The sequence below is a fragment of the Microbacterium sp. Clip185 genome (assembly GCF_028743715.1).
In the GTDB taxonomy this organism is placed as follows: domain Bacteria; phylum Actinomycetota; class Actinomycetes; order Actinomycetales; family Microbacteriaceae; genus Microbacterium.
On record NZ_CP117996.1, the window covers coordinates 153,649 to 177,069 of the forward strand.

The 23,421-nt window shown below is 70.7% G+C and carries 25 protein-coding genes; 15 read left to right on the forward strand and 10 right to left on the reverse strand.

Annotation, left to right across the window (positions count from 1 at the left end; translation table 11 throughout):
* The first annotated feature begins 52 nt into the window (after positions 1-52).
* From PQV94_RS00800 to PQV94_RS00810, 3 genes are read left to right on the forward strand one after another with little or no spacing between them, the layout of a single operon-like run.
* Positions 53-1,780, forward strand: coding sequence for an ABC transporter ATP-binding protein (locus tag PQV94_RS00800; protein ID WP_274286915.1), 1,728 nt, complete (start codon positions 53-55; stop codon positions 1,778-1,780).
* The gene (locus tag PQV94_RS00805) at positions 1,777-3,891 is read left to right on the forward strand and encodes an ABC transporter ATP-binding protein (protein ID WP_274286916.1); all 2,115 of its coding nucleotides are present in this window, start codon (positions 1,777-1,779) and stop codon (positions 3,889-3,891) included. The genes PQV94_RS00800 and PQV94_RS00805 overlap by 4 nt, the downstream gene beginning before the upstream one ends.
* Before the next feature lie 10 nt (positions 3,892-3,901).
* A complete protein-coding gene (locus tag PQV94_RS00810) occupies positions 3,902-4,561 on the forward strand; it encodes a DMP19 family protein (protein WP_274286917.1) in 660 nt (219 codons plus the stop codon).
* A gap of 9 nt (positions 4,562-4,570) precedes the next feature.
* Here PQV94_RS00810 and PQV94_RS00815 read toward each other — a convergent pair whose 3' ends face one another.
* Entirely contained in the window at positions 4,571-5,164 is a 594-nt protein-coding gene (locus PQV94_RS00815; RefSeq protein ID WP_274286918.1) for a hypothetical protein, read from the reverse strand.
* Positions 5,165-5,271: 107 nt separating this feature from the next.
* Between PQV94_RS00815 and PQV94_RS00820 the strand changes: the two genes are divergently transcribed.
* Positions 5,272-6,489, forward strand: a complete 1,218-nt coding sequence (locus tag PQV94_RS00820) for a glycosyltransferase (protein ID WP_443192697.1) — start codon at positions 5,272-5,274, stop codon at positions 6,487-6,489.
* Entirely contained in the window at positions 6,486-7,619 is a 1,134-nt protein-coding gene (locus tag PQV94_RS00825; protein ID WP_274286919.1) for a glycosyltransferase family 4 protein, read from the forward strand. Before PQV94_RS00820 ends, PQV94_RS00825 begins: the two co-directional genes overlap by 4 nt.
* 285 nt (positions 7,620-7,904) lie before the next feature.
* Here the strand turns inward: PQV94_RS00825 and PQV94_RS00830 are convergent, their stop codons facing one another.
* A complete protein-coding gene (locus PQV94_RS00830) occupies positions 7,905-8,225 on the reverse strand; it encodes a hypothetical protein (RefSeq protein ID WP_274286920.1) in 321 nt (106 codons plus the stop codon).
* A gap of 86 nt (positions 8,226-8,311) precedes the next feature.
* On the opposite strand from PQV94_RS00830, the gene PQV94_RS00835 reads away from it, so the two are divergent.
* Positions 8,312-9,289 (forward strand): helix-turn-helix domain-containing protein, encoded by a 978-nt coding sequence (locus PQV94_RS00835; protein WP_274286921.1) that lies wholly within the window; start codon positions 8,312-8,314, stop codon positions 9,287-9,289.
* A 37-nt stretch (positions 9,290-9,326) separates the two neighbouring features.
* Here the strand turns inward: PQV94_RS00835 and PQV94_RS00840 are convergent, their stop codons facing one another.
* On the reverse strand, positions 9,327-9,674 hold the full coding sequence (locus PQV94_RS00840) for a DUF4870 domain-containing protein (protein WP_274286922.1): 348 nt from the start codon (positions 9,672-9,674) through the stop codon (positions 9,327-9,329).
* Between the two features lie 223 nt (positions 9,675-9,897).
* Here PQV94_RS00840 and PQV94_RS00845 point away from each other — a divergent pair, with 223 nt between their 5' ends.
* Complete coding sequence (locus PQV94_RS00845) at positions 9,898-10,575, forward strand: TetR/AcrR family transcriptional regulator (RefSeq protein WP_274286923.1); 678 nt, start codon at positions 9,898-9,900, stop codon at positions 10,573-10,575.
* Here the strand turns inward: PQV94_RS00845 and PQV94_RS00850 are convergent.
* On the reverse strand, positions 10,527-11,174 hold the full coding sequence (locus PQV94_RS00850; protein ID WP_274286924.1) for an ECF transporter S component: 648 nt from the start codon (positions 11,172-11,174) through the stop codon (positions 10,527-10,529). The two genes, PQV94_RS00845 and PQV94_RS00850, sit on opposite strands and share 49 nt — an antisense overlap.
* Before the next feature lie 90 nt (positions 11,175-11,264).
* Between PQV94_RS00850 and PQV94_RS00855 the strand changes: the two genes are divergently transcribed.
* Positions 11,265-13,472, forward strand: a complete 2,208-nt coding sequence (locus PQV94_RS00855) for an ATP-dependent Clp protease ATP-binding subunit (RefSeq protein WP_243226415.1) — start codon at positions 11,265-11,267, stop codon at positions 13,470-13,472.
* 50 nt (positions 13,473-13,522) lie between these two features.
* Here the strand turns inward: PQV94_RS00855 and PQV94_RS00860 are convergent, their stop codons facing one another.
* A complete protein-coding gene (locus PQV94_RS00860; RefSeq protein WP_243226416.1) occupies positions 13,523-14,029 on the reverse strand; it encodes a small multidrug efflux protein in 507 nt (168 codons plus the stop codon).
* Between the two features lie 150 nt (positions 14,030-14,179).
* Here PQV94_RS00860 and PQV94_RS00865 point away from each other — a divergent pair, with 150 nt between their 5' ends.
* The 5 genes from PQV94_RS00865 (at position 14,180) to PQV94_RS00885 (ending at position 18,073) form a co-directional block, all read left to right on the forward strand.
* Positions 14,180-15,352 carry a sensor histidine kinase gene (locus tag PQV94_RS00865; protein ID WP_274286925.1) on the forward strand — a complete coding sequence of 391 codons (1,173 nt, stop codon included), beginning with the start codon at positions 14,180-14,182 and terminating at the stop codon, positions 15,350-15,352.
* Complete coding sequence (locus PQV94_RS00870; protein WP_274286926.1) at positions 15,349-15,951, forward strand: response regulator transcription factor; 603 nt, start codon at positions 15,349-15,351, stop codon at positions 15,949-15,951. The genes PQV94_RS00865 and PQV94_RS00870 overlap by 4 nt, the downstream gene beginning before the upstream one ends.
* Positions 15,952-16,023: 72 nt before the next feature.
* The gene (locus PQV94_RS00875) at positions 16,024-16,626 is read left to right on the forward strand and encodes a class I SAM-dependent DNA methyltransferase (protein ID WP_274286927.1); all 603 of its coding nucleotides are present in this window, start codon (positions 16,024-16,026) and stop codon (positions 16,624-16,626) included.
* Between the two features lie 9 nt (positions 16,627-16,635).
* Positions 16,636-17,169 (forward strand): putative immunity protein, encoded by a 534-nt coding sequence (locus PQV94_RS00880; protein ID WP_274286928.1) that lies wholly within the window; start codon positions 16,636-16,638, stop codon positions 17,167-17,169.
* 58 nt (positions 17,170-17,227) lie between these two features.
* Complete coding sequence (locus tag PQV94_RS00885; protein WP_274286929.1) at positions 17,228-18,073, forward strand: UbiA family prenyltransferase; 846 nt, start codon at positions 17,228-17,230, stop codon at positions 18,071-18,073.
* A gap of 6 nt (positions 18,074-18,079) precedes the next feature.
* Here PQV94_RS00885 and PQV94_RS00890 read toward each other — a convergent pair whose 3' ends face one another.
* The 5 genes from PQV94_RS00890 to PQV94_RS00910 form a co-directional block, all read right to left on the reverse strand.
* Positions 18,080-18,598 carry a hypothetical protein gene (locus PQV94_RS00890; protein WP_374208943.1) on the reverse strand — a complete coding sequence of 173 codons (519 nt, stop codon included), beginning with the start codon at positions 18,596-18,598 and terminating at the stop codon, positions 18,080-18,082.
* Between the two features lie 57 nt (positions 18,599-18,655).
* Complete coding sequence (locus tag PQV94_RS00895) at positions 18,656-19,786, reverse strand: FAD-dependent oxidoreductase (RefSeq protein ID WP_274286930.1); 1,131 nt, start codon at positions 19,784-19,786, stop codon at positions 18,656-18,658.
* Positions 19,779-20,471, reverse strand: coding sequence for a methyltransferase domain-containing protein (locus PQV94_RS00900; RefSeq protein ID WP_274286931.1), 693 nt, complete (start codon positions 20,469-20,471; stop codon positions 19,779-19,781). Before PQV94_RS00900 ends, PQV94_RS00895 begins: the two co-directional genes overlap by 8 nt.
* Positions 20,468-21,550, reverse strand: a complete 1,083-nt coding sequence (locus PQV94_RS00905; protein WP_274286932.1) for a type III polyketide synthase — start codon at positions 21,548-21,550, stop codon at positions 20,468-20,470. Before PQV94_RS00905 ends, PQV94_RS00900 begins: the two co-directional genes overlap by 4 nt.
* A gap of 197 nt (positions 21,551-21,747) precedes the next feature.
* Entirely contained in the window at positions 21,748-22,329 is a 582-nt protein-coding gene (locus PQV94_RS00910) for a nitroreductase family protein (RefSeq protein ID WP_243226427.1), read from the reverse strand.
* A gap of 165 nt (positions 22,330-22,494) precedes the next feature.
* Here PQV94_RS00910 and rraA point away from each other — a divergent pair, with 165 nt between their 5' ends.
* Both rraA and PQV94_RS00920 read left to right on the forward strand, forming a co-directional pair.
* Positions 22,495-22,962, forward strand: coding sequence for a ribonuclease E activity regulator RraA (rraA, locus tag PQV94_RS00915; RefSeq protein ID WP_274286933.1), 468 nt, complete (start codon positions 22,495-22,497; stop codon positions 22,960-22,962).
* 69 nt (positions 22,963-23,031) lie between these two features.
* Positions 23,032-23,415, forward strand: a complete 384-nt coding sequence (locus tag PQV94_RS00920) for a VOC family protein (RefSeq protein WP_274286934.1) — start codon at positions 23,032-23,034, stop codon at positions 23,413-23,415.
* Positions 23,416-23,421 lie beyond the last annotated feature (6 nt).

The window sequence follows — 23,421 nt, forward strand, 5'->3', positions numbered from 1 at the left end:
TCGGGCCTAACCTGTGCTCGGCGTGTGAACCGCGCCCCGCCCGGGAGGCATCGTGCTCGTAAAACTCCTGCTGCGCTATCTCGCGCCCTATCGCTGGTGGCTGCTGGGTCTGCTCATCTTCCAGTTCGCCTCCGCCATGGCATCGCTCTACCTGCCGCGTCTGAACGCCGACATCATCGACAACGGCGTCGCCCGCGGCGACACCGGCTACATCTGGTCGACCGGCACGATCATGCTGGTGATCTCGCTCGGGCAGATCACCGCATCCGTCATCGCCACCTTCTTCGCCGCCCGTGCCGCGATGTCGGCGGGCCGCGACATCCGTCGTGACGTCTTCCAGAAGGTCAGCGGCTTCTCCGAGCGCGAGGTGTCGCAGTTCGGACCGGGCTCGCTCATCACCCGCAACACGAACGACGTGCAGCAGGTGCAGATGCTCGCGATGATGGGCTCCACGATGCTCGTCACCGCGCCGCTGCTGGCCATCGGCGGCATCGTCATGGCGGTGCAGCAGGATGTGGGGCTGAGCTGGCTCATCGCCGTGGCGGTACCCGCGCTGCTGCTCGTGGCGGGGCTCATCATCGCGCGAATGGTGCCGTTGTTCCGCCAGTTCCAGAAGAAGCTCGACGCCGTCAACCGCGTCATGCGGGAGCAGCTCACCGGCGTGCGCGTCGTGCGCGCGTTCGTGCGCGAGTCGATCGAGGCCGAGCGCTTCCGCCTTGCGAACACCGACATCATGGTCATCGGACGCAAGGTCGGGTCGCTCTTCGTTCTCCTGTTCCCGCTCGCGATGCTCGTGCTCAACGTCACGGTCGTCGGAGTGATCTGGTTCGGCGGCCGTCAGATCGACGCGGGAGGCGTCGAAGTCGGAACGCTCTTCGCTTTCATGCAGTACGTCGGGCAGATCCTCATGGGCGTGCTCATGGCGAGCTTTATGACGATCATGATCCCGCGCGCCGCCGTGTCGGCCGAGCGCATCGGCGAAGTGCTCGACGCCGAGGGTGGCCTCGCCCGCCCGGCGCAGCCCGTCACGGTCTTCCCCGCACCGGGTGCGCTTGAGCTCGACGACGTGTCGTTCAGCTACCCCGGCGCGAACGCGCCCGTGCTGCAGGGCATCTCCTTCCACGCCGAGCGCGGCGAGACCGTCGCGATCGTCGGTTCGACCGGATCCGGCAAGTCCACCCTCGTGTCGCTCATCCCGCGGCTGTTCGACGTCACCGGCGGTGCCGTGCGGGTGGCGGGCGTCGATGTGCGCGAGGCAGATCTCGACCTGCTCTGGAAGGGCATCGGGCTCGTTCCCCAACGCCCGTTCCTGTTCAGCGGAACCGTGGCCTCCAACCTCCGGTTCGGTCGGGAGGAGGCGAGCGACGAGGAGCTCTGGGAGGCGCTCGAGATCGCTCAGGCCAGGGACTTCGTGTCCGAGATGTCCGGCGGACTCGAGGCGACCATCGCGCAGGGCGGCACGAACGTATCGGGCGGCCAGCGTCAGCGCCTCGCGATCGCCCGGGCGATCGTGCACCGGCCCGACCTCTTCGTCTTCGACGACTCGTTCTCCGCGCTCGACCTGCGCACCGACGCCAGGCTCCGCCAGGCGCTGTGGGAACGCCTGCCGGAAGTGACCAAGATCGTCGTCGCACAGCGGATCTCGACGGTCACGGGCGCCGACCGCATCGTCGTGCTCGACGGCGGACGGATGGTGGGTGTGGGCACGCACGAGCAACTGCTCGCCGATAACGAGACGTATCGCGAGATCGTCGAGTCGCAGCTGGGGGTGGACGCATGAGCACGCCTGATGCCCTGACCGAAGAAGAGCGCCTCGAACTGGAGCTCGCCGAACAGGCGCGCCAGAGCTCCGGCAGCTGGGACTCCGTCGCGCCCGGCAAAGCCGCGAACTTCGGCAAGTCCTTCCTCCGGCTCATCGGGCTGCTCAAACCCCACGCCCTCGCCTTCACGCTCGTCTCCCTGGCGGGTGCCGCCGGCGTCGTGCTGGCCGTCATCGCCCCGCGTGTTCTCGGCGAGGCGACCAACGTCATCTTCGAGGGTGTCGTCTCCGCCGGTCTCGGCGGGCAGTTCCCGGCCGGCACCTCGCAGGCCGATGTGGTCGCCGCCCTGCAGGCGGCGGGCCAGGGAGACATCGCCAACATCGTCGGCGCGATGCCGAACTTCGCGGTGGGCGCGGGCATCGACTTCGAGCGACTGCGGGTGGTCACCATGGCCGCGCTGGCGATCTACATCGCCTCCGCCGTGCTCACCTGGTTCCAGGGCTACGTCATCAACGTGATCATGGTGCGTACGATGTGGCGCCTGCGCGAGTCCGTCGAGGCGAAGATCAACCGCCTGCCCCTGTCGTACTTCGACCGGGTGCAGCGCGGGGAGCTCATCTCCCGCGTCACGAACGACATCGACAACATCACGCAGACGATGCAGCAGTCGCTCTCCACCGTGGTGACGTCGGTGCTGACCGTCGTCGGCGTGCTCGTGATGATGTTCTCCATCTCGTGGCAGCTCGCCCTCGTCGCCCTCGTCTCCCTGCCGCTCATGGCGGTGATCTTCGGCGTCATCGGACCGCAGTCGCAGAAGTCCTTCGCCCTGCAGTGGCGCAAGGTGGGTCGGCTCAACGCGCGCGTCGAGGAGTCCTTCTCGGGCCACGCGCTCGTCAAGGTCTACGGGCGCGAGGCGGATTCGCGCGAGAAGTTCCAGGCCGAGAACGAGGAGCTGTACCGGGCGAGCTTCCGGGCCCAGTTCCTCTCGGGCATCATCATGCCGGGCATGATGTTCGTCGGAAACCTCACCTACGTGGGCATCGCCGTGCTCGGCGCGTTGATGGTGGCATCGGGGCAGCTGCGCCTGGGCGACGTGCAGGCCTTCATCCAGTACTCGCAGCAGTTCACGCAGCCGCTGTCGGAGCTGGGCGGGATGGCGGCTGTCATCCAGTCGGGCACCGCATCCGCTGAGCGGGTGTTCGATCTGCTCGACGCCGAAGAGCAGCAACCCGACTCCGAAGATGCGCCCGCGCCCGCGGGCGGCCGGGGCGTCATCGAGTTCCAGAACGTCGCGTTCTCCTACTCGCCCGACAAGCCGCTCATCACCGACCTGTCGTTCCGCGTCGAGCCCGGGCAGACGGTGGCGATCGTCGGACCCACCGGCGCCGGTAAGACCACGCTGGTCAACCTGATCATGCGCTTCTACGAGCTCGACGGCGGCCGCATCCTGCTCGACGGCCAGGACATCGCCGAACTCACGCGCAACGACGTACGCTCGCGCACCGGCATGGTGCTGCAGGACCCGTGGCTGTTCGCAGGGTCCATCCGCGAGAACATCCGCTACGGCCGCGCCGACGCCACCGACGAAGAGGTGATGGAGGCCGCCGTCGCGACGCGCGTCGACCCGTTCGTCCAGACGCTCCCCGACGGGTATGACACAGTCCTCGACGAGGATGCGGCGAACGTCTCCGCGGGCGAGAAGCAGCTCATCACGATCGCCCGCGCGTTCGTCGCGCGCCCGGAGGTGCTGATCCTCGACGAGGCCACCAGCTCGGTCGACACCCGCACCGAGCTGCTCCTGCAGCACGCGATGGCGGCACTGCGCGAGGGACGCACCTCGTTCGTGATCGCACACCGTCTCTCGACGATCCGCGACGCGGACCTCATCCTCGTGATGGAGCACGGCGACATCGTCGAACAGGGCACGCACGAGCAGCTCATCGCCGCCGAGGGTGCCTACTGGCGTCTGTACCGCTCGCAGTTCGAGCAGGCGGCCGCCGAGCTCGTCGAGGACGCGCCCGTGGCCTCTGAGGCGACCGAAGCGGTGGCGGAGTCCGTGAATGCTGAGGAGGTCCCCTCAGCCCCGCTTCCGCCGTCGGCGCCGCCCGCGCCGGGCGTTCCTTCCAGCTGAGCGAGGCCGCATGACACGCCAGGAGCCCGGGTCGCCCGTGCGCGACGTCGTCTTCGAGCACGACCGCGTGCTGCTCGTGCTCGAAGACGGCCGTTCGCTCGCCGCCCCCCTCGGACGGGTCGGGGCGGTGGCCGGTCTGGAACCGGAGCAGCGCGCGCGCTGGGTCGTGACGGCCGACGGACGCGGGGTGAACTGGCCGGACGCCGTGCCGACGAGAACCGACGGCGTGCTGAACGTCTGGATGCTGGAGCAGGATGCGCTCTTCGAGCAGTCCCTGCGGGATCTCGCGGCCGTCGACGGCCAGACGGATGCACTGGCTCCGCGCTCGCGCAGTCTGCTCGCCCTGTGGCGGCTCACCGCCGACGGCTATAACGGGGGACTCCTCCAGTTCGTCGGCAACTGGGGCTTCGCCGAGGCCGGGCACGCCCGCGATGCTCTCGTGACGATCGGGGCGGAGCAGACGCGGGGCGTGCTGGACGAGTTCCTCGAAGTGGTTCAGCCGATCGCCGCATCCGACGAGGTGACGACGATCGACGACGTGTATCGGCGGATCCAGGAACTCGGCCTCTCCGACCGTGTCGACGAACTCGATGAGTCCTTCTGGGAAGCGGCGGAAGAGCTGATCACTCGCGTGCCCCGCGCCTTCGGTCCGGCTCCGTCCGTGCGCTGACCGTAGGCCTCAGGCCGGGTCGATGCGCAGGATGTCGGGCGACTCGCCGATCGGCAGGTCGTCGACCGCCCGCAGCGTGCGGGCGAGCGCGTCCACGGCGGGGACCGCGGTCTTCACCCGCTCGCGGTCGCCGAAGACCGCGGTCAGGGTCACCAGGTGCGTGCCGATGTCCCACGTGTAGGTCGCGAACGGCGGCGCCTTGGGGTTCGAGGGAAGATCGATCAGCAGGCGCTCGCCGGTACCGAGATGCGGATTGCGGAAGTCCTCTGTGTCGTCGTACTCCATGGGCATCATGGCGCGGGCCGTCCGCAACTGCGGCGTGGCCTCCTGCACCTGCGCGAGCACCACGACCAGTTCGGGGTCGGCGCGCCACATCCACGCCAGCACGCGTCCGGCGGCCCGTCGCATGAGCAACGGCGTCGCCTGGCTCATGAGCCAGGCAGCGAAGCCGCTGCCCGCGCGCTGCTCGGCGCCGGTGGCGAGCGAGCCCTGTGCCATCAGCATCCGCAGCGCCTTCTTGCGGTGACGGCGACCGCGCAGGCCCAGCGATTCGGTGACGGGAACCCACTGGGCCTCATCGGCATCGGCCTGCAATCGCATCATGACAACCAGAGTAGGCGGGGTGCCTCGGTGACGCTCGGGAGGGCTCCGGTAGACTCGGGACGCCTGCGCACCCCGCAAACGACCCCCCAGAGAGGCAGCCACCACACGTGACTACCCCCTCGACGCCCCACGTTCCCGAATCGGCGCCGGATACCGACCGCCCCCTCACGATCGTCATGGGCTGCGACACGTTCGCGCCCGACGTGAACGGTGCCGCGCGTTTCGCCGAGCGCCTCGCTGCCGGTCTGACGAGCCGGGGCCACGACGTGCACGTCGTCGCCCCCGGCCTCAAGTACCGCACGTATCCGCCGGCGACCGAGATCATCGAGGGCGTGCCGGTCACGGTGCACCGGCTGCCGGCCGTGCGCTGGAAGCCGCACGACTGGCTCCGTTTCGTGTGGCCGTGGCGCTCCAAGCACTACGCCCGTCAGGTTCTCGACAGCGTGAAGCCTGACGTCGTGCACATCCAGTCCCACATCGTCATCGGTCGTGGGCTCGCGCGCGAGGCCCGCAAGCGCGGCATCCCGGTCGTCGCTACCAACCACGTCATGGCCGAGAACATCCTCGACTTCACGACGCTGCCGCCGGTGCTCGACAAGGTCTTCGTCAAGCTCGCGTGGGACGACGCGTCGCGCACCTTCGACATGGCCCGCGCGGTCACGACCCCCACGCGCCGCGCGGCCGACTTCCTCGAGGCGACGATCGACATCCACGGCGTGATCCCGATCAGCTGCGGCATCGACGCCTCGGGCTACACGGCGGATCTGTCCCCGCGCGACGGGAACCGCATCCTGTTCGTCGGGCGCCTCACCACCGAGAAGCACGTCGACACCCTGCTCCAGGCGGTGACCAAGCTCGATCCCGCGCTGAACGCCACGGTCGAGATCGTGGGCGGCGGTGACCAGCGCAGGTCGCTGGACGCCCTCGTGCAGCAGCTCGGGCTCGCCGATCGCGTGACCTTCCACGGTCGCGTCGAAGAGGAGGAGCTGCGCCGCATCCTCACCCGTGCGTCCGTCTTCGCGATGCCCTCGATCGCTGAGCTGCAGTCGATCGCGACCATGGAGGCGATGGCGTCGGGTCTGCCCGTCGTCGCCGCCGACGCTCTCGCGCTGCCGCACCTCGTGCACGACGGCGAGAACGGCTGGCTCTTCCGGCCGCAGAACGCCGACGACCTCGCCGAGAAGCTCACGCGGGTGCTCACCGCATCCCCCGAGGAGTATCGGACGATGCAGGAGGCGTCGCTGAAGGGCGTCGAGATCCACGACATCGCGCGCACCCTCGACACCTTCGAGAAGCTCTACCGGGGCCAGCCGGTCGAGCCGTGACGGCAGCCGAGCCGCTTCGGCTGTTCTTCGACGCGCGGTACATCCGCACGGACTTCCACGACGGCATCAGCCGCTACTCCGCGGAGCTCGCGGCCGCGGTGTCGGCGGCCGCGGCGGATGCCGGCGTCGAGGTCACCTTCCTCGTGCACGACGCCCGGCAGATCCCGCTGCTGCCCGATGGTGCGCAGACGCTCGCGATCCACGCGCCGACCTCGTGGCGTGAGCCCTTCACGGCCCGGCTCCTCAACCGGTTCTCGCCGGATGCGGTCTTCTCCCCGATGCAGACGATCGGCACGGGTGGACGCCGTTACCGTGTCATCCTCACGCTGCACGACACGATCTATTACCGCCATCGCACACCCCCCAAGGACCTGCCCGCCCCGGTGCGTCTGGGCTGGCGACTGTTCCACCTCAGCTATCTCCCGCAGCGGCTCACACTCAACGCCGCGGATGTGGTGGCCACGGTCAGTGAGACGAGCAAGCGCCAGTTCGCGGCCGTGAACCTCACATCGCGCCCGGTCGTCGTGATCCCCAACGCCCCGCAGCGCCTGGCCGATCACCTCGACGGCGTCGCGGTGGACGCGAGCGGACCCGTGCGCAACGTCGTCTACATGGGCTCGTTCATGCCGTACAAGAACGTGGGCAACCTGGTGCGCGCGATGGCCTCGCTTCCGGGTCGCACCCTGCACCTGCTCAGCCGCGTCTCGCCCGAGCGTCGGGCCGAGCTCGAGGCGATCACGCCCTCCGGCGCCGACGTCGTGTTCCACAACGGCGTAAGCGATGAGGAGTACGCGCGCCTGCTCGCCGACCGCGCGGTGCTCGCGACGACCAGTCTCGACGAGGGTTACGGCCTGCCGATCGCCGAGGCGCTGGAGCTGGGCGTTCCCGCCGTCGTCACCGACCTCGAGATCTTCCGCGAGGTGGCCGGCGGCGGCGCCCTGTACGTCGATCCGCACGACCCGCGGGCGTTCGCCGCGGCGGTCGCGAAGCTGGACGATCCCGATGTGCGTGCCGCAACGATCGCCGCCGGCCGGGAGCACGTGGCGCGGTTCTCTTGGGAACGGTCGGCCCGCATCCTGCTCGACACCGTGCGGGCGATGACGCCGCACCCCCGCGCGCCGCGTCGCTGATCCGCATCCCGCGTCGGTCCGGGGCCACGCCGGGGCGTGAGGGCCGGCGTGTTCGAGGGACGCGAGGTGCGGCGTTTCGGGCGCCGGGTGCGCAACACGAGTCCCTTGAACTGGGTGGGGTCGGGTTCGAGGGACGCGATGTGCGGCGTTTCGGGCGCGGGGACCGCAACACGAGTCCCTTGAACTGGGTGGGGTCGGGTTCGAGGGACGCGACGTGCGGTGTTTCGGGCGCCGGGGCCGCAACACGGGTCCCTTGAACGGGTGGGGCGGGGCAGCGACCGGAGGTCACGCCGACGCGGTGGAACCAGCGTGTTCGAGGGACGCGACGTGCGGCGTTTCGGTCGCGGGGACCGCAACACGAGTCCCTTGAACGGGGGCGGCCGGTGTCGCATCGCGTTCGGGGGACGCGATGTGCGGTGCTTCGGGCGCGGGGGCCGCAACGCGGGTCCCTGGAACGCCGGTGGTGGGGGTGGCGGGGGAGTCGCGGTGGTCGGGGAGGCGGCTCCAGTCGGTGCGCACCGGGCCGTACCCGTCTCGCGCGACGGCGATGACGGTGGCGACGATGGCCACGATCGAGAGGATGCCGAGGACGATGAGTGCGATCATGGCAGAAAAGCTACGTGTTGTGCGATCGTGCCACGACTGGCAGGATTGCCCATAAGCGCGTTAATCCTGCCAACCACGGAGAGCCCATGAGAACTGTCGCCGTCGTCGTCCAGCACGGCTTCACCCCGTTCGAATTCGGCCTGGCGTGCGAGGCGTTCGGCCTCGACCGCACCGACGACGGCATCCCGATGTTCGACTTCCGGGTCTGCGCCATCGAGCCGGGCGCGATCATGTCGAACCTCGGCTTCTCGATCAATGTCGAGCACGATCTGTCGTTCGCCGACGAGGCCGACCTCGTGGTCGTCACGCCGGTCCCCCGCGACACCTGGGGCACGATCGACGCGCGGCTCGCCGACCTGCTGCGCCGCGCGGAGCGCCGCAACGCCTGGCTGTTGAGCGTGTGCAGCGGGTCGTTCGTGCTCGCCGCATCCGGAGTGCTCGACGGACGCCGCGCGACGACGCACTGGAAGTACGCCGACCGCATGGCCGAGATGTACCCGAGTCTCGACATCGACCCGGACGTGCTCTACGTGCAGGACGGAAAGGTGATCACGAGCGCAGGGACGGCGGCGGGACTGGATGCGTGCCTACACTTGCTTCGGCAGGAGCTCGGCGCCGAGGCGACCAACACGATTGCGCGTCGCATGGTCGTGGCTCCGCAGCGCGAAGGCGGGCAGGCGCAGTTCATCTCGCGTCCGCTCGCGCAGACCGCGTCGCTGTCGCTCGCGCCTGTGACGGAGTGGATGGTGCAGAACCTGCGCCAGGACCTCTCGGTCGAACAGCTCGCGGCGAAGGCGCACATGTCACCCCGCACCTTCGCGCGGCGGTTCAAAGCCGATCTCGGCGCCACGCCCGCATCCTGGCTCGCGCGCCAGCGGGTCCTGCACGCGCAGCGACTGCTCGAGCAGACCGATTACGGGCTCGACCGCATCGCCGCGGAGTGCGGGTTCGGATCCGCGGCCGTGCTGCGGCAGAACTTCACCCGCGTGCTGTCGACGACGCCGACCGCCTACCGGGCGCGCTTCGCATGCCCGACCCAGGACTCGGTCGCGGCGGTCGCCTGAGTGCCGGGCTGCGCGGTGGTGCGCAGCCCGGCACGGCTCAGCTGACCAGGCGCAGGATGCTGCGATTGCGGTACAGCTCGCCCTTGGCCGCGGCGCGGGCTCCGATCACGGCGAAGATGACACCCACGATCCACACGAGTCCGCCCACGGGCACATTGACGATGAACGCCAGGATGCCGGCAACGACCATGCCGAGGAAGACCGTGATCTGCAGGTTGAGCGCCTCCTTGGCCTGCTCGTAGAGGTTCGAGCCCGTCCCGCGCTGCACGAGGAAGACGATGAGGCTGGGGATGAACGAGAACAGGATGCCGCCCAGGTGCGTCAGCACGGCCGGAGTGTTCGACGTGGAGCCGGTTTCGGCAGTGGGCTGGGGCATGGAGGTCATGGGGGGATGTTCCTCTCGGGAAGCGGATGGGGGTGCGCCCGACGGGTAGCGGGCCGACGCGAGAGTACGGCCTCGTCGGCGGACCGGGGGTGAATCGCTGAGCGATCGTCACCTCCGGCGCTGCAGGATTGACGTCCTCGGTGTCGGGGCGCGAGCATCGAAGGCGGATGGGATCGCCCATCGTCGTGATCGCGCACCACCGCGGCGAGGGGAGGAGACCCGTATGCCCCACAGTCTGAGCCGGCCGACGCCGGTCACTCGTCTGCGCCGGCTTCCCGTGCAGGAGCGTTCGAACGAGCGGGTGGAGGGTCTGCTGCGCGCCGCCGCATCCGTCGTCGACCGGGTGGGCTCGATCGAGCTCACGCCCGCCCTCGTCGCCGAGGAGGCGCACACCTCCGTCGGCACGGTCTACCGCTACTTCCCGGACGCCAAGGCCGTCATCGTCGCCCTCGGCGAACGGAACTTCCAGCTGCTGCGGCGTCTCATCGCGACGGCGCTCGCGCAGCCGCATCCGGATTGGCAGAGCGTGTTCCACGCGCTCGTGCGATCGCTTCTCACGGCGTACCGCACCATCCCGTCGTTTCGGGCGATCCGCACCGCCGGATGGCTGCTCGTGGACATTCCGGCGCGGGACGCGCCCGCCGACCTCACGATCCTCGACGATGTCGTCGCAGCTCTCGAGCGGCAGGATGCGGTGTCGCTCACACCGCACGCTCGGGCCGCGCTCGGGCGCGCCTTCGTGGTGGTCGACGCCCTGGTGCTCGCGGCATTTCAGCGGGCCGCAGCGGGTGACCCGGAGACGCTGCACCTGGCCGTGCGACTCGGGATGCGGGAGGCAGCGGCCGCATTTGCTCAGGCGGACGTCTCAGAACGGCCGGATGCGGCCCCGCTCGCGGACTGACCGCCGACGCCGGTGCGCCGCAGCCGCCGAGCCAAGGCGACGCCCGCGATGGCTGCGAGCACGGGTGCGGCGATCGAGAGGGCGACCGTGAGCACCTGCGCGGAGAAGCCGAGTGTCGGCAGCACGCCCGTCGCGGCGGACACCGCGATGCTCGCGAGCCCGGCCACGATTCCGCCGCACACGTGCAGCAGGAGCGTCCAGCGGCGGTAGCGCGTGATGAGGAACGGGAGCTCGCAGGCCGCGGCCCACCAGAGCGCCGCCAGGATGACGGATGCGCCCTGCGGGCTGAAGGGCGTCATCGCCAGGCCCGCGATGAGTCCCGTGAGCACGCCGACGCCCGGGCGGCGCAGCAGGGCCAGCGCGAGCGTCGCCGGCACCGCCCACAACCCGGCGAGGATGTACGCCGACGGCGGGAAGACCGGGATCAGCAGCTTGGCGGTGAGGTTCGCGACCGTCAGAAGGACGGCGCCGGCCGCACCTATCGCGGCGCAGCTGAGGAGCACGCGGGTCGCCAGGGGTCTGCGCGAGGCTCGGCGGATCACCCGCAGCACCGTAGTCGCTGCGTCGATCGCCGGGGCGGCTACGTGACGAACGCTCATCTGCGGTCCCCTCTGGCGTCCGGAGAGCCCCGGTGATAAACTTGAGCCCGTGAGACTCAAGTTTGAGTCCCGGAGACTTCAGGAGAACACATGAACGCCACACAACAGCCCGGACAGGAGGAGTCGCAGAGCGCCCTCGAGCAGTTCGGCATCAACCTCACCGAGCGCGCCCGTCAGGGCAAGCTCGATCCCGTCATCGGGCGCGACAGCGAGATCCGGCGCGTCAGCCAGGTGCTGACCCGTCGCACCAAGAACAACCCCGTCCTCATCGGCGAGCCCGGCGTCGGAAAGACCGCCGTGGTCGAGGGGCTCGCTCAGCGCATCGTCGCGGGCGACGTCGCCGAGAGCCTCAAGAACAAGGAGCTCGTCTCCCTCGACATCTCGGCGCTCGTCGCCGGTGCCATGTACCGCGGCCAGTTCGAGGAGCGCCTCAAGAGCGTGCTGAAGGAGATCACCGAGTCCGACGGTCGCATCATCACCTTCATCGACGAGCTGCACGTGCTCATGGGTGCGGGTGGCGGCGAGGGCTCGGTCGCCGCATCCAACATGCTCAAGCCCATGCTCGCGCGCGGTGAGCTGCGCCTGATCGGCGCCACGACCCTCGACGAGTACCGCGAGTTCATCGAGAAGGATGCGGCCCTCGAACGCCGCTTCCAGCAGGTATACGTGGGTGAGCCGACGGTCGAGGACACCGTCGCGATCCTGCGCGGACTGAAGGAGCGCTACGAGGCCCACCACAAGGTGGCCATCGCCGACGGTGCCCTCGTCGCCGCTGCCGCGCTGTCGAACCGCTACATCCCGTCGCGCCAGCTGCCCGACAAGGCGATCGACCTGATCGACGAGGCCGCGTCGCGTCTGCGCATGGAGATCGACTCCGCGCCGCTGGAGATCGACGAGCTGCGTCGTCACGTCGACCGGCTGAAGCTGGAGGAGCTCGCGCTCAAGAAGGAGAAGGACGCGGCCTCGAAGGAACGTCTCGAGAAGCTGCGTGAAGACCTGCGCGTCGAGCAGGAACGCCTCGGCGAGCTGCAGGCCCGCTGGGAGCACGAGCGTGCCTCGCTCAACCGCGTCGGTGAACTCAAGACCCGACTGGATGCGGCCCGCATCGACGCCGAGCGTGCGCAGCGCGAGGGCAACCTCGAGCGTGCGTCGCGGCTGCTGTACGCCGAGATCCCGGCGCTCGAGCGCGAGCTCGGAGTGGCCGAGCAGGCCGAGTCGACCGGCGACCGCATGGTGAACGATCAGGTCACCGACGAGGACATCGCCTCGGTGATCGCCGCGTGGACCGGCATCCCGGTGGGGCGTCTGCTGCAGGGCGAGAGCGAGAAGCTCGTGCGTCTGGAGGCGGAGCTCGGCAAGCGTCTGATCGGTCAGAAGGAGGCCGTGAAGGCGGTCTCGGATGCGGTGCGCCGCTCGCGTGCGGGCATCAGCGACCCGAACCGACCCACCGGTTCGTTCCTGTTCCTCGGGCCCACAGGTGTCGGCAAGACCGAGCTCGCGAAGGCGCTCGCCGAGTTCCTGTTCGATGACGAGCACGCGATGGTGCGCATCGACATGTCCGAGTACGGCGAGAAGCACTCCGTCTCTCGCCTCGTCGGTGCTCCTCCCGGATACATCGGCTACGAGCAGGGCGGTCAGCTGACCGAGGCCGTGCGTCGTCGTCCGTACTCGGTGGTGCTGCTGGACGAGGTCGAGAAGGCGCATCCGGAGGTCTTCGACGTGCTGCTGCAGGTCATGGACGACGGTCGCCTGACCGACGGTCAGGGGCGCACGGTCGACTTCCGCAACGTCATCCTGATCCTCACCTCGAACCTCGGCTCGCCGATCCTCATCGACCCGACGCTGACGCTCGAACAGAAGCGCGAGCAGGTGCAGGTTCTGCTGCGGCAGGCGTTCCGGCCCGAGTTCCTCAACCGTCTCGACGACATCGTGATGTTCCAGGCGCTGAGCCAGGACGACCTCGCGCAGATCGTGGAGCTGTCGGTCGATGCGCTCCAGCGCCGGCTGAAGGACCGCCGCCTCACGCTCGCGGTCACCCCGGATGCCCGCGCCTGGCTCGCCGAGCGCGGCTACGACCCGGTGTTCGGTGCCCGGCCGCTGCGCCGGCTCATCCAGTCCGAGATCCAGGACCGCCTCGCGATGGCGATCCTCTCGGGCGGCGTGCACGACGGCGACGTCGTGCGGGTGGATGTCGCCGCCGACGGCTCGCAGCTCGTGCTGACGAGCACCGGCGCGGCCGCATCCGAGTCCGCTTCCGACGATGACGATGTCATCGAGGCCGAGCTGCTGGACGACTGATCGACGAGAGGAGGCCCCGCATCCCGACGGATGCGGGGCCTCCTCCATGCTCAGAGGATGCCGGCAAAGGCCCACACGCCGGTGACGATGAGGGTCGCGATCGTGGTCCACATCGTGATGGCGATGGCCTGCCACACGAGGATGCGCCCCTTGGTGACCCCGGCGCCGGCGAGCATCGCGGACGTGAGCTGCGTCGGAAGCAGCAGCGGTCCGAGCAGGCTCACTCCCGGCACGCCGTAGCGCACGAAGGCCCGCTGGAACTTCTCGCGACGCGGCGAGGTCTCCGCCACCTGGCCGCTCGCGGCGGCCGTGCGACCGGAGGTCACGGCCGATCGGACGCCTGCGCCCACCAGCACCACGATCGCCACGCAGACGAAGTTGCCGACAGCGGCGGCCACGGCCGCGACGATCGGGTGGATGCCGCCGACGATGCCGATGACGGTCGCACCCTCGCCCTCGACGAACGGAACGGCGCCCGCGAGTGCGACGATGAGCGGCTGCACCAGCTCGGGGACCGTGGCGATGAGGTTCTGGAATCCTGCGATGAGATCGTGCATGTCGGCTCCGTCGTGGTGGGATGCGCGGTCGGGGGTACGTCTCCATCCCACCGGCGGTCGCCCTGCGTCGGCAGTGCCGCCGCGTCACCACCGGTGAGGAGGAAAGGGCGGGCCGGCCGTGACTTTTGTCATGCCCGTAGCCTGGTCGGCGTGAGTGCTTCATCACCCCTGGCCGCCGCCGAGCCCGCCGTCGGCCGTGGCGTGCGCGCGACGTGGTGGTATACGTTCTCGTCCGCCGTGTTCTTCGCCGTCGGCACGCTGACGGTGTGGGCCATCCCGACGTGGGTCACCGAGCCCGCCCCGGAGCTGGCCGTGTTCGCGGCCGCATCCCTCGCCTGGCTCGTGGCGTTCGTCATGACGGGCCTCGACTACTTCCGGGCGGATGCGGCCGGAAGTCGCCGATGGATGCGCCTCGCCGCTTTCGGCCTCGGCGCGTCAGCGGCTATCGCGATCGGGCTCGTGACCAGCAGCATCACGCTGCCGCTGGCGCTGGTGGGAGCGCTCGTGTGCACCCTGCCCTGGCCGCGCGGCGTCCGCGCCCGTGTCACGGGCCTGGTGACCGTCGTGCTCGCCGTCATCGCGGTGATCGAGTACCTGCGGGCGGTGGAGGGCGAGGCGACGCTGGTCTACGGCCCGATCTTCGTGCTGTTCATGTTCCCCGTCGCGTTGCCGATCACCGTCGTCAGCATGCTCTGGTGGTGGGACATCGTGCGCGAGCTCGACCGCGCCCGCCTCACCGAGGCGAACCTCGCGGCGACCCAGGAACGGCTGCGCCTCGCGAGCGATGTGCACGATCTGCAAGGCCACCATCTGCAGGTGGTCGCGCTGCAACTCGAGCTCGCCGAACGCCTGAGCGCGGACCCGCCCGCCGCTCTCGAGCACATCCGCGCCGCGCGCCGCGAGGTCGATGAGGCCCGTGTGGGCACGAGGGCGCTCGCCGCGCGCTTCCGCGGCGTTCCGCTGCCGGACGAGCTGGCCAACGCCGCCGACCTCCTGCGTGCGGCGGGGCTCAGTGTCGAGCTCGCCGTGAGCCCGGATGCCGCAGGCGCGCCAAGCGACGCGCTCGGGCCGGTCGTGCGGGAGAGCACCACCAACATCCTCAAGCACGGCGGCGGCCGCTTCGCCCGGCTCTCGCTGGAGCGCGACGGCGGCGGCTGGCGGTACCGCGCGGAGAACGACCGCGGCGGTGCGGCGGCAGGCGAGGGCGCGGGGATCGACGGCATGACAGCGCGTCTGGCCGAGGCAGGGGGATCGCTCGTGACCGAGCTCGACGACGATGTGTTCGTCCTGGACGCGCGCGTGCCGACGGGGGTGAGCGCATGATCCGGGTGCTCATCGCCGACGACGAGGACATGATCCGCACGGCGCTCGCCGCGCTGCTGCGGTTGGAGCCGGATATCGAGGTGGTCGGCGAGTGCGTCGACGGCGAACAGGCGGTGGCGGCAGCGCTGCGCCTGCATCCGGACGTCTGCCTCTTCGATGTCGAGATGCCGGGTCTGGACGGCATCGATGCGGCGGCGCGGGTGCGCAAGCAGACGCGTTCGCGCGTCGTCGCGGTGACGCGGCACGCGCGGCCGGGCGTGCTCCGGCGTGCACTGCAGGCGGGGGTCGACGGATTCCTGCCGAAGTCGCGGCCGGCGCAGGACGTCGCCGACGTCATCCGTCAGGTCGCCGCGGGACGCCGGTACGTCGATCCCGAGATCGCCGCCGACGCGCTCGCCGACGAGCGGAGCCCCCTCACCGACCGGGAGCTCGACGTGCTGCGTGCAGGTGCCGAGGGGCAGACCATCGCGACCATCGCCCGCACTCTGCATTTGTCGCCGGGCACGGTGCGCAACCATGTCTCGTCCATCCTCGGCAAGCTGCACCTCGAAACGCGGCAGCAGGCGCTGCTGCGCGCGGAGGAGCGCGGCTGGATCTGAGGCGATGGGGGACGGTGGGTCGAAACGCGGTGAGCTGGGGAGTGAGCGGCGGAGCCCGGATACGCTCGAAGCGTGACGGATGTGGCCGAGGCGTACGACCGGCGAGCCGCCGAGTACACGCAGGCACTGGGAACGATGTCCGCGGTGCACCCCTCCGACCGTCAGCTGATCGAGACGTGGGCCGACGGCATCCACGGCCGGGTCCTGGATGCCGGATGCGGGCCCGGGCACTGGAGCGCGCACCTCGCCGAGCGCGGCCTCGACGTGCGGGGGATCGACCTGACGGCGGAGTTCGTCGATACGGCCCGAGCGCGTCACCCCGGCATCCGGTTCGACGTCGGCACGATCGACGCGATCGACGAGCCGGACGCGGCGCTGGGTGGCATCCTGGCCTGGTTCTCGACGATCCACCACGCGCCGACGGCGATCGACGTGCCGTTCGCGGAGTTCGCGCGGGTGCTCTGCCCAGGCGGCTCGCTCGTGCTCGGATTCTTCGATGCGGACGCGCTCGAGCCGTTCGGTCACGCGGTCATCGGTGCGTGGCGCTGGCCCGCCGCGGAACTGGAACGACGCCTGGAGGGCGCGGGATTCGAGATCCTCGAGACGCACCGTCGCGCGGCCCGCGGCGAACGCCCCGTCGGTGCGATCGTGTGCCGTCGGACGGACGCGGTGTAGACAGGGGGGATGCCTTCTCCGCAGTCGCTCGACGACGCCGATCGCCGCCTGGTCGCGGCCTGGGCGGCGGAGTGCGCCGAGCGCGTGCTCGCCCTGTTCGAGGCGGAGGCCCCCGGCGACGACCGGCCTCGCGACGCCATCGCCCGAGCTCGTGCGTACGCGCGCGGAGAGCTGGATGCGGCAGGGGAGATCAAGCGGCGCTTCGTCGCGGGCCGGGCGGCGCACGCCGTGACGAGCGCTCCGGCGGTCGCCGCGGCCCGCTCCGCGGCACAGGCGGCCGGCGTCGCCCACATGGGCGCGCACGCGCTGGGTGCGGCGGCCTATGCGGCGGTCGCGGCGGATGCGGCGGCGCCCGGTGCGTTCGACGGCGAGATCGACGCGCAGCTCGCTCTTCTCACCCCAGACACGCGCGCGGCGCTGCGCCTGTTGCCGCCGGTCGGTCGCGACGCCTCGGGGCCGTTGGCCACAGGAGGCCTGCTCGCACGGGGTCGGCTGGGTGAGGCCATCACCCGCATCCAGACGCAGATCACCGCGACCGACTGAGCGGCGCGTCGCCGTCAACCCGCGAGGCAACACGGATGCTGCCGCTTACGGTCGGAGCATGACCCGAGCCCTGGCCACCGTGCGTGCGCTCTGGGCGTCGACGCATCCGGGGCCCGCCCTGGTCGTGACGGTGCTCACCCTGGCGCTCGGCGTCTCGGCCGGGCTCGCACCCTGGCGCATCGCGCTGCTGACGGCCGCCGTTTTCGCCGGGCAGGTGTCGATCGGTCTGTCGAACGATGCGATCGACGCCGGCCGGGATCGGGCAGTGGGCCGCACCGACAAGCCGCTCGCTCGCGGCGAGGTCGGCCTCCGTACCGCGTGGACGGTGGCCGCCGCATCCGTCGCCTGCGCGCTGCTGCTGTCGGCTCCGCTCGGGTGGGGATTGCTCGCCGCGCAGGCGGTGACGATCGCCTCCGCGTGGCTGTACAACGCACCGTTGAAGGCGACGCCGTTCTCGATCGTGCCGTTCCTCGTGAGCTTCGGTCTGCTGCCGTCGCTGGCCACGCTGTCGGCTGCGGCGCCTGCACTCGCGGCGCCGTGGGCGAGCGCTGCCGGCGCATCGCTGGGGGCGGCGGTGCACCTGGCCAACGTACTGCCGGATCTCGACGACGATCAGCGCACCGGCATCCGCGGTCTTCCGCATCGGATCGGAGCGCGCTGGTCGGGTGCGCTGGCGGGGGTCGGGATCATCGGCGGCGCGGCGGCGGTGCGGCTGGGTCCCGCGAGGGATGCGGCGCCGATCGTCTCGTGGCTCTTCTTCGCCGCTGTCGTCGGCGTGGCGGTCGTCGCCGTGGGATGCGCGTGGGCGCGCCGCCCCGGACGCATCGTGTTCCGTCTCGTGATGGGCGCGGCGCTCCTGCTCGCCGTCCAGCTCGTGGCGACGGGTGGATCGCTCAGCTCCTGAGCGGTTCTACCCGGCGCACTCGCGCGATTCGTCCGTGATGATCCACGACGACGCGTCGCGGTGCATGACGACGGTGCCGCAATCGCCCGATGCCCCATAGGTGACGAACAGTGTGGCGTCCGTGGCCGTCTCCGACTGCACCTGCACGTCGACGTCGGCGCTCTGCCCGGTGGCGCGGTAGAGCTCCGAGGTCGCCTGGATCATCTCCTCGCAGGTCGTGAGGGCGAGACCGTTCTGATTGAGCTCGGCGAGCATCCGCTCCGCCAGAGCGGGAGAGAGCGCCGCGCACGCCGCGGCGGGGTCGGGCGTCCGGGTGGCCTGGAACCAGGCGCGGAAACTCTCGACGGGGCCGCCGGCGGCATCATCGGATGCGGCGGGAGTGGGCGGGGTGGACGGTGCCGGCGTGGTGATCGCGCTCGGCGATTCCGCCGGCTCGGGCGGGTCGCTCGGTGCCGCGGTGCAGGCTGTCAACACCAGCGCCGCCGCGGCCAGGGTCAGCGTGCCGAGGATTCCGAACCGTCGCATACTCACGGATGAATGCTGTCAGATCGGCTGGCCCGCCGCCGGTGCCTGTGGGCAACCTCAGCCGGCGTCGGCGTCGAAACCCATCGCATAGGCGCGCGTGAGCACGGCCCCGACCGGACTGTGCAGCAGCATCCCGAGCGTCCCGCCGCGGATGCGGTGGGCCACCGCACCGGCCGGGCGTCCGAGCGCGGTGTTCACGCTCGCCATCGCGGCCGCGATCCGCGCGGAGCGCACGCGGCGCCGCTCCCAGCGAGCGAGATCTGCGGAGGCGGGAGTTCCGGTGCGGATCCCCTCGGCGACGATCGGGGCGAGTGTCGCCGCGTCCAGCAGGCCGAGGTTCATGCCCTGACCGCCGATCGGGCTCACCTCGTGCGCCGCGTCGCCGACGACGATCAGGCCGCCCCGCCGGAGGCGCGGTGCGACGAGACGTCGAACCCGGAAGGCCGTGACGACCTCCATCCGGTCGGCGGCCTCATCCTCGCCGCGCTCGCGCAGGGCGCGCCGCATCCGCTCATAACGAGCGTCGGGCTCGTCCGGGCCCCCTTCCGCGTCGTGCAGCACGAAACGGCGGCCGGAGCCGGGGAGCGGGAAGGACTCCATGACGCCGGCGGCGTCGAGTCGGATCACCGCCACCGGGTCGGAGGCGCTGAGCGTCGTGTCGGTCATGAGGTAGCGGTCGCGGTACTCGTGCACCCGCAGCGCGGCGGAGCGGTACGCGAGCGACCGGCCGCCCCAGCCGCTGGCGACGATGACGAGCCGCGCGGCGAGATCGCGTCCGTCGGCCGTACGCACCCGCATCCGGTCGCCGTCGTGGTGCACGGTGGTCACCGTGATCCCGCGCTCGACGGGCCCGGCGAGATCGGCCAGCACGCCTTCGGTCATGCGCTGGGGCAGGGTTGCGACGAAGGGGAAGCGCGCGGACAGGCGGCGAAAGTCCACTGCGCCCAGCAGCCGTCCGCCGGTGCGTGCCTCACCGCGTTCGACGCGCACGGCGTCCTCGAGCAGCCGCGCCGTCGCGCCGGAGGCCTCGAGTGCTGCGAGCGTCGGCGGATGAATGCCGATCGCCCGTGTGCCGTCGCCCTGGCCGGGACGCTTCTCGAGCGCGGTGACATCCACCCCGAGCCGGCGCAGCTCCGCCGTGAGTAGCAGCCCGACCGGACCCGCGCCGACGACGACGACGTCAGGCACGTGCGTCCCTGACGGCCAGCACCCGGAAGCGGGCGGGGCGCTCGACGCGCCATCCCTCGGGCAGGCGCGCCGCGAGCTCGGCGGCTCGATAGCTGCGCCGGATGGAGCGGAGCCCGTCGGTGCGCAGGAAGGTGCCGGGGGCCAGAGGCAGGATGCCGGCGTTGTAGAGCGCGTACGCCAAGCGCCCCCGCTCGATGTCGCCGTGCAGGACGAGGCCGGTCGACAGCGCGGCGGAGTCGTCGACGAACGCGGCGAGCTGCCTCGCATCCAGATGGTGCAGCACATGGTTCGAGAGCACCGCGTCGAAGCGCTCACCGTTCTCGCGCAGGGCGCCGGAGTCGGTGCAGACGAAGGACACATCGGATGCGGTACGTGCCGCCGCGGCCTCGATGGCGCGCGGGTCGGGATCCGCGCCGATCCACTGCACCCGCAGTCCGTCGGCGCGGGCGAGCGCGGCCAGGTGCGCCGCCACATCCCCGCCGCCGCATCCCAGATCCAGCACGCGCGCCGGGCGTTCGAGGCCGGCCAGATAGGGACGGAGCGTCCGCCGGTAGACACCGGCCCACCCCGCGACCAGCCGGTTCACGAGACCGAAGCGGCGATACGTGGCCGCGAGCAGTCGTGGGTCGCAGTCCGGGTCGTCCATCAGTTCGCCCAGCGACGTGTCGCGCTCCGCGAGGTTCACGCGTCGCCTCGCACGAGCAGACGCCCCGACTCGACCGTGAGGCCGGGGCCGAAGGCCAACAGCCCCAGAGTCGTGCCGTCGGCGAGGGCGGGATCGCGCCGCATCCGGTCGAGGATGAACAGCACGGTCGCGCTGGACATGTTGCCGAACGCGCGCAGCACCTCGCGCGAGGGGGCCATCTGCTCCTCGGTGAGTCCGAGTCCGGTGGCCACCCGGTCCAGCACGCTGCGCCCGCCCGGGTGGATCGCCCACGCGGTGGCGCCGTCGAGGTATGCGACCGCATCGGCGACCTCGCGGCCCACGATGCGGGGAACCTCGGGCGTCAGCGTCATCTCGAAGCCGTGGTCGCCGACGGTCCAGACCATGTCGTGCTCGCCGTCGTCGCTGAGCGCCGTGCGGAACTCGTCGAGCTCGAAGCGGCGCCCCGCGTACTCCCGCGAGGTCACCACGGCCGCCGCCGCGCCGTCGGCGAAGAGGGATGCGGCGACGATCTGCTCCGGGTCGTCGCTGACGCGCAGGTGCAGTGAGCACAGTTCCGCGCACGCGACGAGCACGACGGCGCCCGGCTGCGCGACGGCGATGCGGTGCGCCGCGCGCAGCGCCGGCACGGCCGCCGCGCAGCCGACGAATCCGTGGTGGTAGCGCTCGGTCTCCGGGCGCAGGCCCAGATCGCGCACGAGCAGCATGTCGGGGCCGGGGGCGAACAGCCCGGTGCAGCTGACGGTGATGACGTGCGTCACCTCGCCGGGCGCGACCCCGGCATCGGTCAGCGCCGCTCGGCCCGCCCGCGCGAACAGGTCGGGGACGAGTCGGCGGAACTCGGCGTTTCTTGCGGCGGTGCCGGGGTCCAGAATCCGGTCGCCCTCACGCACCGCGAGAGCCTCCGGCGGGGCGTCGCCGGTGAGCGATGCCAGCACCGTGTGGCGCGTGTCGATGGCCGCGGCGTCGAAGGCGGCGCCGAGGATCCGTTGCGCGCGGCGGTCGAGGCCCGGCTGCATGAGGAAGAGGTCGCGGATCTGCGACTGGGTGAGCCGGGTGTCGGGCACGGCCGTGCCCACCCCGACGATGCTCGGGACCATGCCTCACGATAGGCACGTCCGGTGTCGAGGTGTCGCAGGCTGGTGCCCGGATGTGGCGGCGTCTAGAGTGCCCCGCCCCTGCCCGTCGCGGGTGTCGCGCGCCGAAACCACAGCTCGCCTGTCACAGATCGAGCGCGGAGCGTCGATCTGTGACAGGCGAGCTGTAGGGGGTCCGTAACGGAAAGGCCCAGAGGGGGTCAGTCGTTGACGACGACCGACTCCTCGATCGGGCGGCGCACGCGAGGGGCGCGCTCGCCGTCACGGGCGAACTCGGGGGCGTCCTCGATGGTGCCGTGGTTGCCGACGGCCATGATCGAGAAGGGCGTGAACTCGGGCGCGAGGTCGAAGGCCTCGGAGACGGCAGCCGCGTCGAAGCCGGTGAGCTGGTGGGTGTACAGACCGTTGGCGTGGGCCTGCACGGTGAAGTGCGCGGCGGCCTGGCCGAGGTCGTAGAACGCGGAGGGGAACTGGTGCTCGCCGCGCGAGGTCTCGGCGATGAACACTACGAGTGCGCCGGCGGGGGCGGCCCACGCCTGGTTGAACTCGACCATGCTGGCGACGACCTTCGCGTGGGTCTCGGTGCCGCGGCGGGCCACGATGAAGCGCCAGGGCTGGTTGTTGTAGGCGGAGGGCGACCAGCGGGCGGCCTCGAGTGCGCCGCGCAGGGCGTCCTCGTCGATCGGGGTCACGCTGTCGTAGGCGCGGGTGCTCCAGCGCTGCGAGAGCACGTCGAGAATGGGCGCGTCGGTGGGGGCGGTGCGGTCGAGAGTGTCAGACATGAGGATCTCCTCGGGGTCGAATATGCGGGGGGACGTCATCGGCCCGATCCATGCAACGGTATACAGAGGCGGAATGTTCCCGGATCCGTGTCGGGTGTGAATGTGGAAAGAACTTCACGGCGCCGACCACGCGGCGCCGGCATCCGGGCGTCCTACCGTGGACGCATGGTGATCGCGACAGCCGATGTGTACGACGAGCGGGGTGAGCAGCTCGACTCGCTCGCGCTGCAGCTGCGCGACCTGGGCGGAAGGCGGGCGTTCGACGGTCCGGTACGCACGGTGCGCTGCCACCGTGACAACGCACTCGTGAAATCGGTGCTGCAGACGCCGGGAGACGGCGCCGTGCTCGTCATCGACGGCGCCGGTTCGCTCGAGTCCGCGCTCGTGGGCGACATCATTGCGGGCGCCGCGGTCGAGAACGGCTGGGCCGGCATCATCGTGTTCGGTGCCGTCAGGGATGCGGCCGTGCTCGCGACCCTCCCTCTCGGAGTGAAGGCCCTCGGCACCAACCCCCGCAAGAGCGCGAAGGACGGTGTGGGCGAGGTGGACGTCGCGGTCGAGATCGCAGGCGTCGTGTTCGCCCCCGGCCGCCGCGTCTGGGCCGACGAGGACGGCGTGCTCGTCGAGCGCTGATCCGCATCCGCCCTCGACAGTCGCGCGCCGCGGGAGCAAGCTGAGGCGTGACGATCGAGGGGGATCACGATGTTCACACCGGATGCCGCGTTCAGCGGTTTCAGCATCGACGACACGGATGCGGCCCGCACGTTCTACGGCGACGTGCTCGGCCTCACGGTCGTCGACAACCCCATGGGCTTCTTGGAGCTCGAGCTCTCGTCGGGGGCGCGCGTGCTGCTGTACACGAAACCGAACCACGAGCCCGCGAGCTACACCGTGCTCAACTTCCCCGTCGCCGACATCGATGATGCCGTCGACGACCTCCGCGCCCGAGGGGTGGAGACGAAGATCTACGCCGACGAGCAGTTCGCCACCGACGAGCGCGGCATCATGCGCGGCGGCGGGTACGGCCCCGACATCGCGTGGTTCACCGACCCCGCCGGCAACGTGCTGGCGGTGCTGCAGACCTGACGCGGC